Source organism: Pseudoalteromonas sp. 13-15, assembly GCF_001468205.2.
Taxonomy (GTDB): Bacteria; Pseudomonadota; Gammaproteobacteria; order Enterobacterales; family Alteromonadaceae; genus Pseudoalteromonas; species Pseudoalteromonas marina.
In genome coordinates this window covers 3,322,181-3,337,670 of sequence record NZ_CP019162.1, presented here as the reverse complement: position 1 = coordinate 3,337,670, position 15,490 = coordinate 3,322,181, and the positions used below count along the sequence as shown (strand labels likewise).

18 protein-coding genes are annotated in these 15,490 nt (G+C 39.4%); 9 read left to right on the top strand and 9 right to left on the bottom strand.

Annotation, left to right across the window (positions count from 1 at the left end; translation table 11 throughout):
- Positions 1-184: 184 nt before the first annotated feature.
- The 4 genes from ATS72_RS15450 to rpoE are packed head-to-tail and all read right to left on the bottom strand — an operon-like array spanning position 185 to position 2,803.
- Positions 185-634 carry a SoxR reducing system RseC family protein gene (locus ATS72_RS15450; RefSeq protein ID WP_006794146.1) on the bottom strand — a complete coding sequence of 150 codons (450 nt, stop codon included), beginning with the start codon at positions 632-634 and terminating at the stop codon, positions 185-187.
- A gap of 19 nt (positions 635-653) precedes the next feature.
- Entirely contained in the window at positions 654-1,604 is a 951-nt protein-coding gene (locus ATS72_RS15445; RefSeq protein ID WP_058428509.1) for a MucB/RseB C-terminal domain-containing protein, read from the bottom strand.
- A gap of 4 nt (positions 1,605-1,608) precedes the next feature.
- Positions 1,609-2,220, bottom strand: coding sequence for a sigma-E factor negative regulatory protein (locus tag ATS72_RS15440; RefSeq protein ID WP_058428508.1), 612 nt, complete (start codon positions 2,218-2,220; stop codon positions 1,609-1,611).
- Position 2,221: 1 nt separating this feature from the next.
- On the bottom strand, positions 2,222-2,803 hold the full coding sequence (rpoE, locus tag ATS72_RS15435) for an RNA polymerase sigma factor RpoE (RefSeq protein ID WP_006794143.1): 582 nt from the start codon (positions 2,801-2,803) through the stop codon (positions 2,222-2,224).
- Positions 2,804-3,049: 246 nt separating this feature from the next.
- Here rpoE and nadB point away from each other — a divergent pair, with 246 nt between their 5' ends.
- Complete coding sequence (nadB, locus tag ATS72_RS15430) at positions 3,050-4,660, top strand: L-aspartate oxidase (protein ID WP_006794142.1); 1,611 nt, start codon at positions 3,050-3,052, stop codon at positions 4,658-4,660.
- On the opposite strand, the gene ATS72_RS15425 is transcribed toward nadB, so the two are convergent.
- A complete protein-coding gene (locus ATS72_RS15425) occupies positions 4,635-4,952 on the bottom strand; it encodes a hypothetical protein (protein ID WP_425320029.1) in 318 nt (105 codons plus the stop codon). The two genes, nadB and ATS72_RS15425, sit on opposite strands and share 26 nt — an antisense overlap.
- Positions 4,953-5,046: 94 nt before the next feature.
- Positions 5,047-5,298 carry an FAD assembly factor SdhE gene (locus ATS72_RS15420; RefSeq protein WP_006794140.1) on the bottom strand — a complete coding sequence of 84 codons (252 nt, stop codon included), beginning with the start codon at positions 5,296-5,298 and terminating at the stop codon, positions 5,047-5,049.
- A gap of 161 nt (positions 5,299-5,459) precedes the next feature.
- Between ATS72_RS15420 and ygfZ the strand changes: the two genes are divergently transcribed.
- Both ygfZ and ATS72_RS15410 read left to right on the top strand, forming a co-directional pair.
- A complete protein-coding gene (gene ygfZ, locus ATS72_RS15415; RefSeq protein WP_058428507.1) occupies positions 5,460-6,371 on the top strand; it encodes a tRNA-modifying protein YgfZ in 912 nt (303 codons plus the stop codon).
- A 12-nt stretch (positions 6,372-6,383) separates the two neighbouring features.
- Positions 6,384-6,869: an FKBP-type peptidyl-prolyl cis-trans isomerase gene (locus tag ATS72_RS15410; RefSeq protein WP_006794138.1), complete on the top strand. Its 486-nt coding sequence runs from the start codon at positions 6,384-6,386 to the stop codon at positions 6,867-6,869.
- Positions 6,870-6,905: 36 nt separating this feature from the next.
- Here the strand turns inward: ATS72_RS15410 and ATS72_RS15405 are convergent, their stop codons facing one another.
- Genes ATS72_RS15405 through ATS72_RS15395 form a run of 3 tightly spaced genes read right to left on the bottom strand, consistent with a single transcriptional unit; the run spans position 6,906 to position 8,596 of the window.
- On the bottom strand, positions 6,906-7,394 hold the full coding sequence (locus tag ATS72_RS15405) for a hypothetical protein (RefSeq protein ID WP_058428506.1): 489 nt from the start codon (positions 7,392-7,394) through the stop codon (positions 6,906-6,908).
- A gap of 24 nt (positions 7,395-7,418) precedes the next feature.
- Complete coding sequence (locus ATS72_RS15400) at positions 7,419-8,234, bottom strand: DUF481 domain-containing protein (RefSeq protein WP_425320028.1); 816 nt, start codon at positions 8,232-8,234, stop codon at positions 7,419-7,421.
- Positions 8,235-8,275: 41 nt separating this feature from the next.
- Complete coding sequence (locus ATS72_RS15395) at positions 8,276-8,596, bottom strand: HI1450 family dsDNA-mimic protein (RefSeq protein WP_006794135.1); 321 nt, start codon at positions 8,594-8,596, stop codon at positions 8,276-8,278.
- 243 nt (positions 8,597-8,839) lie between these two features.
- Between ATS72_RS15395 and ATS72_RS15390 the strand changes: the two genes are divergently transcribed.
- From ATS72_RS15390 to ATS72_RS15365, 6 genes are all read left to right on the top strand, one after another.
- Positions 8,840-9,631, top strand: coding sequence for a crotonase/enoyl-CoA hydratase family protein (locus tag ATS72_RS15390; RefSeq protein ID WP_058428505.1), 792 nt, complete (start codon positions 8,840-8,842; stop codon positions 9,629-9,631).
- A gap of 88 nt (positions 9,632-9,719) precedes the next feature.
- The gene (locus ATS72_RS15385) at positions 9,720-10,073 is read left to right on the top strand and encodes a CidA/LrgA family protein (protein WP_058428504.1); all 354 of its coding nucleotides are present in this window, start codon (positions 9,720-9,722) and stop codon (positions 10,071-10,073) included.
- On the top strand, positions 10,066-10,785 hold the full coding sequence (locus ATS72_RS15380) for an LrgB family protein (protein ID WP_058428503.1): 720 nt from the start codon (positions 10,066-10,068) through the stop codon (positions 10,783-10,785). Before ATS72_RS15385 ends, ATS72_RS15380 begins: the two co-directional genes overlap by 8 nt.
- 37 nt (positions 10,786-10,822) lie before the next feature.
- A complete protein-coding gene (locus ATS72_RS15375; RefSeq protein ID WP_058428502.1) occupies positions 10,823-11,653 on the top strand; it encodes a mechanosensitive ion channel family protein in 831 nt (276 codons plus the stop codon).
- 157 nt (positions 11,654-11,810) lie between these two features.
- Complete coding sequence (locus tag ATS72_RS15370) at positions 11,811-15,062, top strand: nSTAND1 domain-containing NTPase (RefSeq protein ID WP_058428501.1); 3,252 nt, start codon at positions 11,811-11,813, stop codon at positions 15,060-15,062.
- Between the two features lie 20 nt (positions 15,063-15,082).
- Positions 15,083-15,463 (top strand): DP-EP family protein, encoded by a 381-nt coding sequence (locus ATS72_RS15365; RefSeq protein ID WP_058428500.1) that lies wholly within the window; start codon positions 15,083-15,085, stop codon positions 15,461-15,463.
- Positions 15,464-15,490: the final 27 nt, after the last annotated feature.

Sequence of the window (15,490 nt, the reverse complement as noted above, 5' to 3'; positions counted from 1 at the left end):
TTGTTTTAGCATGCTTTTGTTAATTAATTTAAAACATACATAATGACGAAAAATGATATAAACAATCAATAACGGCTCACACAGCAACCATGCTGATTAACTTTTATTAAATTGTTTTAAATCACAGCTTCCTGTATTTCCAAGTTACTTGGGTATAAAACGCCAATTTTACATTTAATTGGCGTCAATCACCATCTATTTGAGTTAAAGGGATACTAATTGGGTGAATTTTTACTACTTTTATATCGTGCCTGAGCGATTTAACACGTGTTTTTGCAATATAAAACCCCAAAACACCGCCCACCGCAGCTGCAAATATTTGCCACCCTTCGCCCATTAGTAATAACTCAGACGTAGCAAGTGCAAAAACAAGACTTAAAAAAAGCGGCAGCATATACACAGCAAATGCGTGTTTTACCATATGGCTATCATCAAGGGATAAAGTGATTTTCTGGCCTATTTCGACAGGGGACTCAAATTTATAAGGGAGTGTTTTTTTTGCAGTGCCAAATAATTTACTAAATACTTGGGAGCCGCAACGACCGTTGCAGCCAGCGCAAGCTTGCTTTTGCTCGGCTTCTAAATGAGCCGTGTGGCCACTAAGGGCCACAACAGTGAGGGTTTGTTCAATCATAACAATCCTTACGAATCGTTTATAAAGCGCGCGTAACAGATTCGGCTATTGCCTTTGCAGTTAGGCTTGGCACATTACCAACAACCGATACATCAAAATTACCGCCATTATGCACATAAACCGTTGTAGCGCCAGAGGTGAGTGCACCACTTAAACGTTTACCAGGTAGTGGTCGCTGAATAAATACCGACACTTCAACAAACCCATCTGAATATAGATAGTAATCCGTAAGCTCATTATTCAAATCTAGCTTGTGTCTGTCCGATTTGAGTAGCTCAAAACCGGCAGGTAACCAGCTTATTTTCCAGTTAGTTGACGAACTATCAACTCCTTCCAATTCGTTTTCAGGTAACGGTGTAGGAAAATTTCGATTTAACACTTCTAATAGCATAGGAGCTGGTTGTTCAGTCACACTAATATGGGTTAACTGAAGCTGCTCAAGAGCTTCTCCTTGATGGTTTACATAAGCAGCTTTTAATAGCAGCGCCGATTCCATATCAAGCCAAATCCAGTAGTTATATTTGTGCTCATCTTTTGACTCTATACGTACAAGTTGTGCAGCACGCCCAGCAATACGCCCTTTTCCGCCAAGTACAAAATCGTAGTGCTCACTTAAGCGTTGTATGTCTTTAAAAAGTACTTCTGGGATAGGCCCTGCAATAGAGTCTGTTTTTAGTGAATAAGGTTCAGACTGAGGTTCAAAGTAAGTTACCTGGTCGTTGACTCTAATCATTTCAAGGCCTGCGCCATTGAGCAAACTCAAGTGTTCGAGTTCAGTTTCACCTTGTTTGGCGTGCACCCATCGATAGGGTTCCATTGATTTACCTTTAACAACCACAAACGAGGCATCAAAGTTACGATTATGAACAGCATTAGCCATTTCTAATAATAGCGTTTTGGCAGGATTTGTGTCGTTGGCAACTGCAGTAAAGCTCAATACCAACGACAGAACAAAAGTGATTACTTTCATTTAATTAGTTTTTTTCCTCTTGCGCTTTTGTTGCATTTTGCGCTGTTTGAAGAGAGTTAGCAACACGTGCTTGACGTTGATGCTCTAACACTAACGCGCCAATACGCTGTTGTTGCAATTCACGTAAGCCTTGCTCTGCGTTTTCAAGAGCGGGCGCTGATGAGTAGCTTACTGGTGACGCCATACCTGTTAACGGTGTTGTTTGCAGTAATGGGATTTCATTTTGCTGTGGATCACTTTGCGGTAAAGTGCTTACTCCCACAATCGCAAACATTGCCACACTTGCGGCAATTGCAAGCTGAGCAACAGGCTTACGCCAATTAAATGCCACTACGTTATTTTGTTCTGACTTATCGGCCACTTCAGACTGCGCTTTCGACTGGGTAAAGTCAGCATAAACAGGCTCGTTTTCAAGTGCTAGAGCAACGCGTTCGCTAATATCGATATGGATGTCGTGATTATTTTTTTGAGCACGCATTGCATCACCAATTAACGCATAACGACCAAACGTAGAAACATCTTGCTCTGCAATTTTTGCATCAGCTAGGTGCTGCTCGCCATCAAGTAATGCAGATAACGATTCGTTATCTAACTTGTTAAGGTGTGCTTTTGTCATACTAAGACTCGCCTATTAATGGGTTTAATTTGTTATCAATTGCTTCACGGGCACGAAATATACGCGAACGTACTGTGCCTACAGGGCAATCCATTACCACAGCTATTTCCTCATAGCTCATACCCTCAATTTCTCTGAGAGTTATTGCGGTTTTAAGGTCTTCAGGCAAACTATCAATTGTATTAAAAATTACAGCGCGAACCTCTTCACTTAATAAAAGGTTTTCAGGTGATGCGTTTGAACGCATCGAGTCACCACAATCATAAAATTCAGCTTCTTCAGCGTCAATATCATTAGCTGGCGGCTTACGCCCCTGAGCAACTAAATAATTTTTAGCACAATTAACGGCAATACGGTATAACCAAGTATAGAAAGCACTGTCGCCTCTAAAGTTGGGAAGTGCACGGTAAGCTTTTATAAAAGCTTCTTGTGCTACATCAGCAATATCGCCTTGATTTGATACATAACGAGAGATCAAACCTGCAATTTTGTTTTGATACTTCTTTACTAATAGATTGAAGGCATTTTTATCGCCCTGCTGCACTCTTCTTACTAGCACTAAATCCAATTCCTGCTCGCTCATTCGAGCCGGTACTCCTATGTCTGGTTTTTGCTTGTTATTCATATTATCGCCATTGTTCACAAATACTCTGACCGCGACATGAATAAAAAGTTCTGCTTAATATTATTTTTATATAAAATAGTTCATAAATAACGGCGCTAAGCCATTAAAATCACTACATAGTGGTATGACAAATATGATACAACTACAAACATTAAAAACAAATACTGCTTTATTTAAGCATTGTAACCGCAAAGTACCCCTGACATGAACCAAAATAAACATCACATCGCAGATGTCGCTATTATCGGAAGCGGCGCGGCTGGCTTATCTCTTGCCTTATCATTAGCTAACTATTGTAACGTTACCGTTATTAGTAAAGGCGCGCTTACAGAAGGCTCTACACTTTATGCACAAGGTGGAATAGCCGCAGTATTTGATAAAAAAAATGACAGTATTGAATCGCATGTTGAAGATACTCTGGATGCTGGCGGCGGCCTATGTGACCGTGAAGCTGTTCACTATACAGCAAGTAATGCACACGATTGCCTTCAATGGCTAATTGACCAAGGTGTGCCTTTTGACATGGAATTTGATAGCAAAGGCAAAGAGCGTTTTCACTTAACGCGAGAAGGCGGTCATAGCCATCGTCGAATTTTGCATGCCGCCGATGCGACTGGTAAAGCCGTTCAAACAACATTAATAAGCCAAGTGAAATTACATAAAAACATCACTCTACTTGAGCAATACAATGCAATTGATTTAATTACTGATAAAAATACTGGCAAAGCAGGAACACACGTTGAGGGTATGTATGTGTGGAACAAAAAAGCTAAAAAAGTCGAAACTATATCGGCTAAATTTGTAGCACTTGCGACCGGTGGAGCAAGCAAGGTGTACTTATATACATCTAATCCTGATGTATCAAGCGGTGACGGTATTGCTATGGCTTGGCGAGCTGGCTGTAAAGTGGCTAATATGGAATTTAATCAATTCCATCCCACCAGCTTATACCACCCTGAATTACAAAACTTTCTAATTACCGAGGCAATGCGCGGTGAGGGCGCGTATTTAAAACGCCCCGATGGCACTCGCTTTATGAAAGATTTTGATGAACGTGAAGAGCTAGCCCCTCGTGATATAGTCGCTCGCGCAATCGATTTTGAAATGAAGCGCTTAGGTGCTAATTGCGTTTACTTAGACATTAGCCATAAAGATAAAGAATTTATTATTGAGCACTTCCCTACCATTTATGCAAAATGCTTGAGTGTTGGGTTAGATATTACAAAAGAAGCGATTCCGGTTGTCCCTGCCGCACACTACACTTGCGGTGGTGTAATGACTGACTTTAACGGTAAAACAGATTTAGATAATCTATATGCAGTTGGTGAAGTAGCTTACACCGGCCTGCACGGTGCAAACAGAATGGCAAGTAACTCATTATTAGAGTGCATTGTGTTTGCCCATGCTGCAGCGAAAGATATTTTAAGCAAAATTGAACATGCACCAGAACCCATGACCTTGCCGCAATGGGATGAAAGCCGTGTAACTAACTCGGACGAAGAAATAGTCATTACGCATAATTGGCATGAGTTACGCCTATTTATGTGGGATTATGTCGGTATTGTTCGTTCAACTAAGCGTTTAGAGCGCGCACTACATCGGGTTGAGTTGCTGCAACAAGAAATACACGACTATTATGCTAACTTTAGAGTAAGTAACAACTTACTCGAGCTACGTAATTTAGTGCAAGTAGCAGAGTTAATAATTAGAAGTGCAATGCAAAGAAAAGAAAGTAGAGGGCTTCATTACACAATTGATTACCCTGAGCAAAACGAAAACCCAACCCCCACTATTTTGACCCCTGAGCGCCATTAACCGCACTCAAAACAGCTCGTTTTAATCGGGCATAGCTTTGCTTATCAACACCATTGGCTGAAATAATAAGCCAATGGTTGTTATTAAATCCTTTTATGAATAGCCAAACACTGCCCAAAAACACTTTGCTTTTAGGACTTATTTGCCCTTCTATTTTATGTACGTCATTTTCGAATCTAAACAAACTAGACTCTAAAATAATCACGCCCATTTGCGGTTGGCAGGCTTTTACTTTACGCCCGACTAAAACCCCGGTTATCAGGTTGGCAAAAATACATATGAGGATTGCCAAAAAAGAGCTTAAAAATAAACATATTATTAAAGTAAGCACACAAAAAAAGACCACAATGGGTTTGTGGTCTGCTTTATTATTTTTTACAGTGAACCTATACACGAACTCTGTTTAATATGAGTTGTACCATACTATTTAGCTGCTCGTCTTTACATTTTTCATGGCCCATAAACCATGCAAATAGATCAGGATCTTCTTGTGTTAACAAGCGCTGAAAAATAGCTTGTTGCTCTGCATTTAAAGAATCGTATGCTTCTTCTACAAACGGCATAAACAAAACATCTAGCTCTAACATACCACGACGACAAGCCCAACGAATACGTGCTTTACTATGAATTTCAACCATTTTAAACCTCATACTGAATTGACTCGAGTTTAACAAACACAAGCCGGTTTAGCAGCTATTAATCAACTATAAAATAAATACACCCCTGCGGGTGCTTGTCTGTACCATACGTAGCAACTGCGTTATTATGTCACTTCATTTGTATTGCAAAGAAGGTTTTTATGTCTAGCGTTTACGCATGTCCGTTATCTCACCAACTTATTAGCCTTACAGGTGCTGATAAATTATCTTATCTGCACGGGCAAATTACTCAAGATCTAAATAAACTAACCAACAGCAATTTTTTATGGACCGGCCACTGTAGCGCCAAAGGAAAACTTTGGGGCGTATTTAAGCTATTTTCTCACCAAGACAGTTACTACTTATCTGGCAGTAGTGCTGAGGTAGAGCAATCGTTAGTTGAGCTAAAGAAATACGCAGTATTTGCAAAAGTAGACATAAGTGCGTCTTCAAACCGGTTAATTGGCCTTATTGGTGATGACTTATCTACGATTTTAACAGAGCTGGGTATTGCTTTTGACGACAATATAATAGCGTGTGACTTTGATAACGGTAAAGCATTGAAGCTGGCTGATAACCGAGTGTTGCTTATGGTTAATAGTCAGTTTGCAATCCCTGATAGCGTTTTAACGCTTGATAACGATGCCCTATGGCAGCAAGCAGCAATTTTAGCTGGCGAGCCACAGCTGAGCAGTGATGCAATTGGTGAATATGTGCCGCAAATGGTTAATTTACAAGCCATTGGTGGAATCAGCTTTAAAAAAGGCTGCTATACAGGGCAAGAAACTGTAGCCCGTATGAAATACCTTGGTAAAAATAAGCGAGCAATGTATATCGTATCAGGGCAAAGCGAAAGCATGTTGGATGAACCCGAACTTGAAGTACAACTGGGTGAAAACTGGCGCCGTGCTGGTAAACTTATTTCGCAAAGCTTTGATGAAAAAACTAATATATTAACTGGCCTTGTTGTGTTGCCAAACGATACTGAAACAACGCAAGTATTTCGTGCAAAACACGCGCCTGAGGTAGAGCTAAGCATTCTGCCTTTACCTTACTCTCTAGATGATGAATAAATAGGAATGACTATGATCGTTGCGGCAAACAAAGTGGTAAAAATGCATTATTCAGTAATGGATAATGATAACAATAGCATTGATAACTCGTTCGGTGGTGAGCCGCTACATTTTATTGTGGGCACTGGTTACCTCATTTCAGGCCTTGAAAATGCGCTACTAGGCAAACAACCTGGTGATACGCTTAGCGTAAAAGTTGAGCCTGAAGATGGTTACGGTGAACGCCACGACAACCTAATGCAAGCTGTGCCAAAATCGATGTTCGAGGGTATGGAAATTGAAGTAGGTATGCAATTTCGCGCATCAACAGATGATGGCGACCAATCAGTAATGATTATTGATATTCAAGATGAAGAAGTCATTGTTGATGGCAATAACCCGCTTGCAGGTATTACACTTAACTTTGATGTAGAAATACTTGAAGTGCGTGACGCAACAGAAGACGAACTCACTCATGGCCATGTTCATGGCGAAGGGGGTTGTGGTCACGACCACTAACTTAAACGTATAAAAAAAGCGCCTAAGGCGCTTTTTTTATATCATGTTATTGCGTTTGACCACTTTGGGTTCGCTTTGTTGCTTTTGAGGCTGCGCCATTGGTACGTTTTGTTTTTTTAGTGCGTCTAATAACCCTTGCTGATCGTTTGTACCCACTCTATACAAGGTGCCATCGTTAAGCGTTAGCTGAACAGCACTAAATCCAGACACGGTATAAACCCACCCATCGTGCGTTATTCTAATACCAATACCATGTCTGTATGAGTTTTGAACCGCTTTTGCCTCTGAAATATCGCTGAGCATAATTTGCTGGCCAGCCACGCCCGGGCCAAATCCCCAGCTAATTGTTTTTTCATCTACTTTAACTGTTAAGCCATGAAACAAAAAGCCCACGAGCATCAACACACCTGCAAAAATAATTAACGGCCAATCTGCCCCTATTAAGTTCCACGCAAGTGCTACAAAGCCACCAATCCATGTCAAAACAAAAAAGATAAACACTGCATACTGTTTATGCTGATACATATAATTCTCTAATTAAATAAATACTTAAAAGCTATACACTAATGTAGCACTGAGCTCAGAATCAAACTTAAGTTTATCATCTTCGGGTTTTGAATTATAACGATACATATAAGCAAACTTAAGAGACACCGCCCCTATAACCTGACTAATCAGCGCAGTTTCAGATTTTAATCGTGAATTTAACCCTGACAATGACTGCTCTATACTCACATCTTGATTAAAACGAGTGCGTTTTGAAACCAGTCGTTCCCATTGCATAGCAACACGAAGTAAGTAACCAGTTTTATTTTCTTCGCTATCACTTACCGTTGAGTCTTCATCAGCCACCGAACGATACAGGCCAGGCCCTATATCAATATCGACTTTGTTCTTAGTGCCCTGATAAACACGTGCGCCATACCCCGTTGCAATGGTGCTTTTGAATTTAAGGCCACTAAACTGATCTTCCTCGTAATCGCCATAGATAAAGAACGATGAGTTTTTAACGCCTACTTTATAGTTACCTTGTGCAGATACAAATACACGGTTTGCAGTTACGTCGCTGTCTCCAGTGTCGTCATTTTCGTCGCGCTTATAGAGGGTGTCGATTTTAAATTGGTTTCGCCACTTTTCAAAATCTTGGTACAGGTTACCTTTGAGCTTAAAGCTGGTTGAATTAATATTTCCCCGAGACAAAATAAACCCAAACTCAGTATCGCCGTAAAGCATTTCACCTTTGTGCAAATCATGGATCTCTTCGTCAGAAAGCTGCCCATACTCATGAAAATCTTCAAATGGATCAACAGCCCAGCAAGAGCTACTAATTAAAATAAAAATTAGAAATAAATACTTACGCAACATTCTCTCTCGCCACTTAATAAAAAATAAACAAGCAGTGGGGCTTATTCACTTTCTTTCCATAAAATATGGCAAAACGGAGCGTCTTTATCACGGCTAATTAAAATTTTTGCAAATAGCACATCTTCATTATCAAACTCTAAACCCACTAACACTTGAATAAAGTGTTCTGGCTCAATTTCAAGCGCTACAAAATCTTGCCACTGGTCGTCAGGTTCATCTTCTTCAATAAAGCCAAGGTCTTCTCGATATTCATTAAAGTTTTCAACGTCGTCATCACTTAAGTTACTCGGTGCTAACTCTAAAAAAATATCATAAGCTTGATGTGTTGCTTCTTCGATTGTAAATAAACGTGGACCCGACATAGTTGCGTAACCTTAACCTTAATAATTGGCGGTATGTTATCAAATCTGATTAGCTATTTGATAAAAAAGCGTTTAAAAACCTGACTTTTTTAACCTCAAACCACACTTTGTTAATTATCAAAATAAAACCAAGCCATTCAGACTGCTCATTTACAAATAAATTCAATCTATTTTAAAAACTACATCACTTTACTTCACCTTTCTAACCGCATAAGCTCAAGCAACAGGTCAGAGGAGTTAACAATGATAAAACTAGAAAAGCAAGACGGTATTGCAACGGTTACCTTGAGTCGAGCTGATAAACAAAACGCATTAAACTTTGCCATGTTTGTGTCGTTAAATAACACGATTAAAAATATAAAAAAGGATCGTACTATTCGTGCGGTAATTATAAAGGGGGATGGCGATCATTTTTGTTCAGGGCTTGATATTGCCGCAGTTATGGCCTCACCTTTAAATATCATAAAATTACTGTTTAAGTGGTTACCCGGCAACCAAAACTTAGCGCAAAAAGTAGTACTGGGTTGGCAGTCGTTAAGCGTACCTGTTATTGCACAAATTAATGGCAATTGTTTAGGTGGGGGTTTACAAATAGCGTTAGGAGCTGATTACAGAATTGTTCACAATGACGCCAAGCTAGCTATTATGGAAGCCCGCTGGGGGCTTTGTCCTGACATGGGAGCAAATGTAATGATGGGCGGACTAGTTAAACGCGACCAAGCACTTTTACTTGCAAGCCATGCGAACCCTATAACTGCAGAGCAAGCAAACGAGCTTGGACTGGTCACACAACTAACAAACAACACCGAACTTGCAACCCAAACACTGCTGAGTACATTGCTTGAACGCTCACCCGATACCCTAGCTGCCATTAAACGTATTACTCAATTAAGCTACAAGTCACGGCAACGAAAAATACTCGCAAAAGAAACCTGGAGTCAAATTCGTTTACTAGCAAATCCAAATACAAAAAAAGCCATTGCAAAAGCAAAAGGTAAATCCGATATAAAATACAAAAACGCCAAACGGTGGTAATGCATTAATAGCGGTAATACTAAGGCACAATGTACACGCTGTTATTGATTGTTAAACTAAATGCACCCTATTAAATTGAGTAATAATGATGAAATACCTTTTAAGTAGCGCAATCATTTTGCTGTGTTTAGCCTGCGCTAAACTTATTATGCATTATACAGGAGGCAGCTTTCCTGCCCCTTTACTCGCTATGGTTATTTTATTAGCGTTGCTGCTAGCAGGCATAGTAAAAGAGCAACACCTAAAGCCTTGTGCCTCCCCAATTTTAAATGTTATGCCTATTTTTTTTATTCCCGCTGGCGTTGGCTTTATTGAACACCTAAACCTTATAAAATCTAATTGGCCTTTTTTAATGTCTGTTATTTTTATTGTGCCAGCTAGTACATTATTACTAGTTAGCTCAGTGATGGTTTTTTTCAAAAGCAGAAAAAACAATGACTGAATTAAAGCCTGACATTTGGTGGTTGTGTGTTCCTATAATTATTGCTTTGTTTTTACTGCTTAGGGCGTTTAACGTACGCATGAAAAGCAGTGCTTTAAAGTCAATTACAAACCCTGTTTTTTTAAGTATTGCCGTTATTGCTTTGCTATTGATTAACTTTAACCTACCTTATTCTGAATTTGCTTATCATAGCCAGCTACTAAGCTGGCTTTTAGAGCCCGCCATTGTCGCATTAGCGCTACCTTTGTATCAGCAGTTTATTCACGTACGTAAAAATCTATTACTCATACTAGGTACTTGCAGTTTAGGTATTGTAAATGCAACTTTTGTGGCTTTTTTATTAAGTGTATTTTTTAAGGTTCCTTCTGAGCTAAGTGCCTCTGTGGCGGCACTTAGCGTCACAACGCCTATTTCTTTAATTGTTACAGATTCGTTGGGGGGGATCAGCTCTTTGGCCGCCGCTATGGTTATTTTTATTGGCTTATTAGGGGCATTATTTGGTTTCATGCTGTTTAAATTGGTAAAAATAGGCAGTCATGAATCCCAAGGTGTTGCTATGGGGACGGCCTGCCACGCTATTGGGACAGCAGCGGCACTTGCTGAACACCCTAAAATAGGTGCATTTTCATCAGTAGCTATGGCGCTCAGTGCATTGCTAACGGCCATAATAGTCCCACTCCTCTATCCTTTTTTAGTAAACAGTTTGCTATAGTTTACAAAAATTTAATTACACGAGTTAAGAGCCCATAATGATCAGTTCTGAAATCGAACAGTTTGAAAAGTATTACAATATGCTCACTGAGTATTTAGTTACCTACAGCATGCAAATTGTAGGGGCTGTTTTTATATTGTTGATTGGCCTTTGGATAGCACAAAAACTATCTAAAATAGTCGCCAATTTAATGACTCGCCATAATGTGGATATTACGCTTACAAACTTTGTTAGTAGTGTTGTAAAAGTACTGCTTATTGTTATGGTTATTATTATAGCGCTTGGCAAGATAGGGATAAGTGTTACTCCCTTTGTGGCGGCAATAGGTGCAGCTTCTTTGGGTGCAGGTTTAGCACTACAGGGCATGCTGTCTAATTATGGTGCTGGCCTTGCCATTATCGCTACACGCCCTTTTGTAGTTGGCGATACCATTGAAGTTAAAAATGTAAGCGGCCAAGTTAAAACAATAGAGCTTGGCTACACCATTTTAATAGATGAAGAAAAAGTAGAAATCACCATCCCTAACAAACATATAATGGGCGAAATAATTCATAACTCATTTAGTTACTCGTTAGTTAAGGGTGAAATAGATATTGCCTATAGCGCATGTACTGATACCGCAATTAATCTTATTGAAGAGGTACTCAACGCACACGAGTTAGTTGCTCAAAACCCGCACTCGCAAATAGGCATTGAGCGCTTTGCCGATAGCGGTGTTACCCTTAGCTACCGATACTGGGTACCCACCACGAAAATTATAGAAACAAAGTTAACTATAAACGGTGGAGTGTACAAAGCCATTAACGACGCCAATATCGAAATTCCTTTCCCGCAACGTGTTGTTACCATAAATAAAAACGACCTATAACTGTAAATACAACGCTGGTCTAGCCAAGGGCTGGCGTTAAAATAACTCAACACCACTGACTAAAAGTCATATTGGTTTGTTATTTTTTCTGTACTATTAAGTTACAGCTTAAAAAGCCGATACATTTTTAGAACCACAAAAACAATAATGAGTCACTATGAACCTCAGCCCATTTTATTTAGGCGATTGGCAGGTAAGCCCCCTATCAAACAGCATTCAACATGCTGGTAAAAACAAGCAGCTAGAACCAAAAGCCATGGATGTTTTAATCTATTTATGCTTAAAAAAAGGGGAGCTTGTAAGCAGTGACGAACTACTTAACCACTGTTGGAAAAATATTGAAGTAGGTGATAACCCGCTACATAAAATAATTACACAGTTGCGCAAAGCTCTTGGCGATAAAGCAAGTGCACCACAATACATAGAAACAATAAGAAAACGTGGCTACCGTATTATTGCAAAGTTAGACTTTCCTTTAAGTGAAGAAGCCCCCAAAGTAACAAGCTGGCAAGGTGGCTCCCCCTTTTTAGGATTAAGCGCTTATATTACAACCGATAACCACCTGTTTTTTGGCCGAAATCAGGCTATTACCACTTTATTGGAAAGAGTGGCTAGCCAAGTGAATTTTGGTCGCGCTTTTTGCTTAATTTTAGGTCCAAGTGGTACCGGTAAATCATCCTTAGTGAACGCAGGCATTTTACCTAAACTGCTTGATGAGCGCGGCTACAACGGGATTGGTGTTGTTTCGTATACTCAACTAGATTTTGCAGATATTGACCACAGCCGGCTTTATTTAGACTTAGCGTCTGCCATGCTTGATTGGGATATAAATAACCTGCCTGTCTTTGATGGTTTAAGCGCCGAAGCACTCGCCCAGCAATTAACGCAAAACACTAATAACGTTATTCATACTTTAACAAATGCCCTAACTAAAACAGTACCAACGCTTAACAAACCGCAATTATTTTTGTTCATAGATCGTTTAGAGGTCCTACTTTCATCACCTTTATTTGATGATGAAACACGTAGCCAATTTTTATCAGTTATTGAGCGCTTAGCAACGTCTAAAGCGGTGATTGTATTTAGTGCGTGCAGAAACGATTTTTATCCTTTAGTGGTTGAGCAACCAAGCCTAATGGCTGGCAAAGCTAATGGCGCGCATTACGACTTAACACCACCGAACAGGCACGAGCTTCAACAAATTATTCGCTTGCCAGCAATAACCGCTAATTTAACGTTTTCACATGACCCACAAACCCAAACACCACTGGATGAAATACTCTGCGCCGATACCGCCAACAATCCCGATGCACTACCCATGCTGCAATACACACTGCAAGAGCTGTATTTACAGCGCAGTGATAATAATGAGTTGTTACACAGTGTGTATAAAAAACTTGGCGGTATTGAGGGCGCCATAGGCAAAAAAGCAGAAGATGTATTTATAGGCCTTAGCAACAAACAACAACTGCAACTAAAAAGCGTGTTATCACAATTAATAACGCTAAACCCTGATGGTAAAACTATTACTAGCCGCGCAGCCCGCTGGAAGGCATTAACTAACACTAGCCAAATAGAACTTGTACAAGCCATGGTCGATAGCCGCTTATTTGTATCGCACTTACAAAATGGCGAAGCCTGTTTTAGCCTTGCGCACGAAGCATTATTGCGTCAATGGCCACGCGCAAAGCAGTGGATAAGCGATCACAAAGATTCATTAGCAATAAAAAGCCGTTTACAACACCAAGCACAAAATTGGATAGATGAAGGTAAAAGTAATGCTTACCTCCTTGCGACAGGAAAACCGCTGCAAGAGGCCGTTACCTTATTGAACGACAACACATTCGAACTAGGCGATGACGAACACGCCCTTATAACCAGCTCTCTTAAGCATAGTAAAACAAAAACAACCATAAAACGTGGCACTGTCGCTTTGCTTTGTTTACTTACCTGTGTTGCCCTATTAATGAGTGTTACCAGCTTTCAAGCGCAGCAACTAGCACAGCAAAAACGCCAAGAGGCCGAAAGCTTACTAGGGTTTATGGTCGGCGACTTTGCGGATAAATTACGTAGCGTTGAACGTATGGACTTACTTGATGGTATTAGTAATAAAGCACTTGAGTATTTTACTGATCAAACTGACGATTCAAGTTCACTTTTTAGCTTTAGCAATAATAAAGCACAATTTAACAACCGTTTTCAGTACGCACAAACCCTTGAGGCCATGGGGGAAGTGGCCTATTCGCGCGGAAAAACCATTGAGGCCTTAACCGCCTTTGAAAACGCCCGCATTCGCCTTGAGGCATTATTAAAAATTCAGCCAAACAACTTAGAGCTACTCACGCTTGCAGGCGCCAATGCCTTTTGGCTTGGTCAATTAGCTTATGATCAAAATGATCATCAAGCTACTGAGCAAATGTTTAAAAGATACCACGATTACAGTAAAAAAATGTATGCGCTGGCAGCCAATGATTTTAACTCCATTATGGAATTATCGTATTCATCTAATTCTTTAGGTTCTTTATACATAAAAAAATCTAACTACAGCGCTGCAAAAAAGAACTTTGCAGAGTCACTTTTACTTAAGAATAAAGCGCTTGAACTGAAACCTAATAACAAAGACTTACTTCGAGATAAATCCGATACAATTAGTTGGCTTGCAAAAACAGAAGAGAGGCTAAGTAACTTTAATGAAGCAGTTAATATATTAGAAGCTGCAGTTAAAGTAATCACAAAATTGATTGCTAACTACCCTAGTGATGCAAGCCTTTTTTACACATCAGCAAACCTATATATGCAACAAAGTTATTTACTGAGCTATTTGAGTGATAAACGGATGGCACATAAAAAAGCCAGCTTGGCTAATCAAGTTATCAATGAAGCTTTAGTACAAGATCCAAAAAACAATAAATTTCAGCTTATGTATTATCGCTCTTTAGCACTTTCACTAATGCTATCTACTGATGAAGCTACTGACTCAACAATTGAAAAAATAATTAATTTTTTAAAATCTCAAAATTTTAAAAATACCAGCACTATTAATACACAAATTACACTGATTCAATATTTTATAAATAGACAATCATCACTCAAAGCGCAGAAGTTATTAACTGAGCTTGAGAATAATGAAAACTACCAACATCAATTATCCAACCTAACTAAAACTGGTGATTACTTAGTATATACAAGAATAAACTTAATCAAAGCAAACTTAGCTACAACTAATAAACAGCGAGAGCAATTTTGCTTAAGCGCTATCAAAGCTATTTCTGAAGCTGCAAAAATAAGTCAGAGCGTAAAAATAACATACCCACTAGTACAAGCTTATACCTGTTTAAACAGGGAAGACGAGATATCAGAAATAAAAACAAGCCTAGTTAAATTAGGCATTACGAACTTCCAACTATAATTACTCATAAAGGAAATAATATGAATAACACCCTAGAAAATGTCGACTTTCAAGTAAATATTAAACTTAACAATAGTGAAGCTATTTTTAGCTATACAAAAAATGGCGAACCCGCTACTGGCGGTGGTGTTGTAAGAACTGAAACCGCTGGCAACTATAATTTAGACGACGCCACAATTCAAAATGGTTTCGTATTTACTGGCGCTACTATCACCGATATCGACACACAAAAACCATGCGCCCAAGACTTCAGCTATAAAGTAAGTGACAACGGCCAAACAATTATCATTACCGACACAGATGAAAATAATGGCTCTGTATGCTTAATTTTTAACGTTGAATGTAATGGCAATAAATATGAAAGCGCTGATCCACAAGTTAAGAATGAAAAAGAACTCTAATTAGTAATACTTATTCTTAAATTGCAC

What these genes read in the sequence shown, in the direction of transcription:
- ATS72_RS15450 (WP_006794146.1), bottom strand. Translation starts at nt 634, where the DNA reads ATGATTGAACAAACCCTCACTGTTGTGGCCCTTAGTGGCCACACGGCT.
- ATS72_RS15445 (WP_058428509.1), bottom strand. Translation starts at nt 1,604, where the DNA reads ATGAAAGTAATCACTTTTGTTCTGTCGTTGGTATTGAGCTTTACTGCA.
- ATS72_RS15440 (WP_058428508.1), bottom strand. Translation starts at nt 2,220, where the DNA reads ATGACAAAAGCACACCTTAACAAGTTAGATAACGAATCGTTATCTGCA.
- rpoE (WP_006794143.1), bottom strand. Translation starts at nt 2,803, where the DNA reads ATGAGCGAGCAGGAATTGGATTTAGTGCTAGTAAGAAGAGTGCAGCAG.
- nadB (WP_006794142.1), top strand. Translation starts at nt 3,050, where the DNA reads ATGAACCAAAATAAACATCACATCGCAGATGTCGCTATTATCGGAAGC.
- ATS72_RS15420 (WP_006794140.1), bottom strand. Translation starts at nt 5,298, where the DNA reads ATGGTTGAAATTCATAGTAAAGCACGTATTCGTTGGGCTTGTCGTCGT.
- ygfZ (WP_058428507.1), top strand. Translation starts at nt 5,460, where the DNA reads ATGTCTAGCGTTTACGCATGTCCGTTATCTCACCAACTTATTAGCCTT.
- ATS72_RS15410 (WP_006794138.1), top strand. Translation starts at nt 6,384, where the DNA reads ATGATCGTTGCGGCAAACAAAGTGGTAAAAATGCATTATTCAGTAATG.
- ATS72_RS15405 (WP_058428506.1), bottom strand. Translation starts at nt 7,394, where the DNA reads ATGTATCAGCATAAACAGTATGCAGTGTTTATCTTTTTTGTTTTGACA.
- ATS72_RS15400 (WP_425320028.1), bottom strand. Translation starts at nt 8,234, where the DNA reads ATGTTGCGTAAGTATTTATTTCTAATTTTTATTTTAATTAGTAGCTCT.
- ATS72_RS15395 (WP_006794135.1), bottom strand. Translation starts at nt 8,596, where the DNA reads ATGTCGGGTCCACGTTTATTTACAATCGAAGAAGCAACACATCAAGCT.
- ATS72_RS15390 (WP_058428505.1), top strand. Translation starts at nt 8,840, where the DNA reads ATGATAAAACTAGAAAAGCAAGACGGTATTGCAACGGTTACCTTGAGT.
- ATS72_RS15385 (WP_058428504.1), top strand. Translation starts at nt 9,720, where the DNA reads ATGAAATACCTTTTAAGTAGCGCAATCATTTTGCTGTGTTTAGCCTGC.
- ATS72_RS15380 (WP_058428503.1), top strand. Translation starts at nt 10,066, where the DNA reads ATGACTGAATTAAAGCCTGACATTTGGTGGTTGTGTGTTCCTATAATT.
- ATS72_RS15375 (WP_058428502.1), top strand. Translation starts at nt 10,823, where the DNA reads ATGATCAGTTCTGAAATCGAACAGTTTGAAAAGTATTACAATATGCTC.
- ATS72_RS15370 (WP_058428501.1), top strand. Translation starts at nt 11,811, where the DNA reads ATGAACCTCAGCCCATTTTATTTAGGCGATTGGCAGGTAAGCCCCCTA.
- ATS72_RS15365 (WP_058428500.1), top strand. Translation starts at nt 15,083, where the DNA reads ATGAATAACACCCTAGAAAATGTCGACTTTCAAGTAAATATTAAACTT.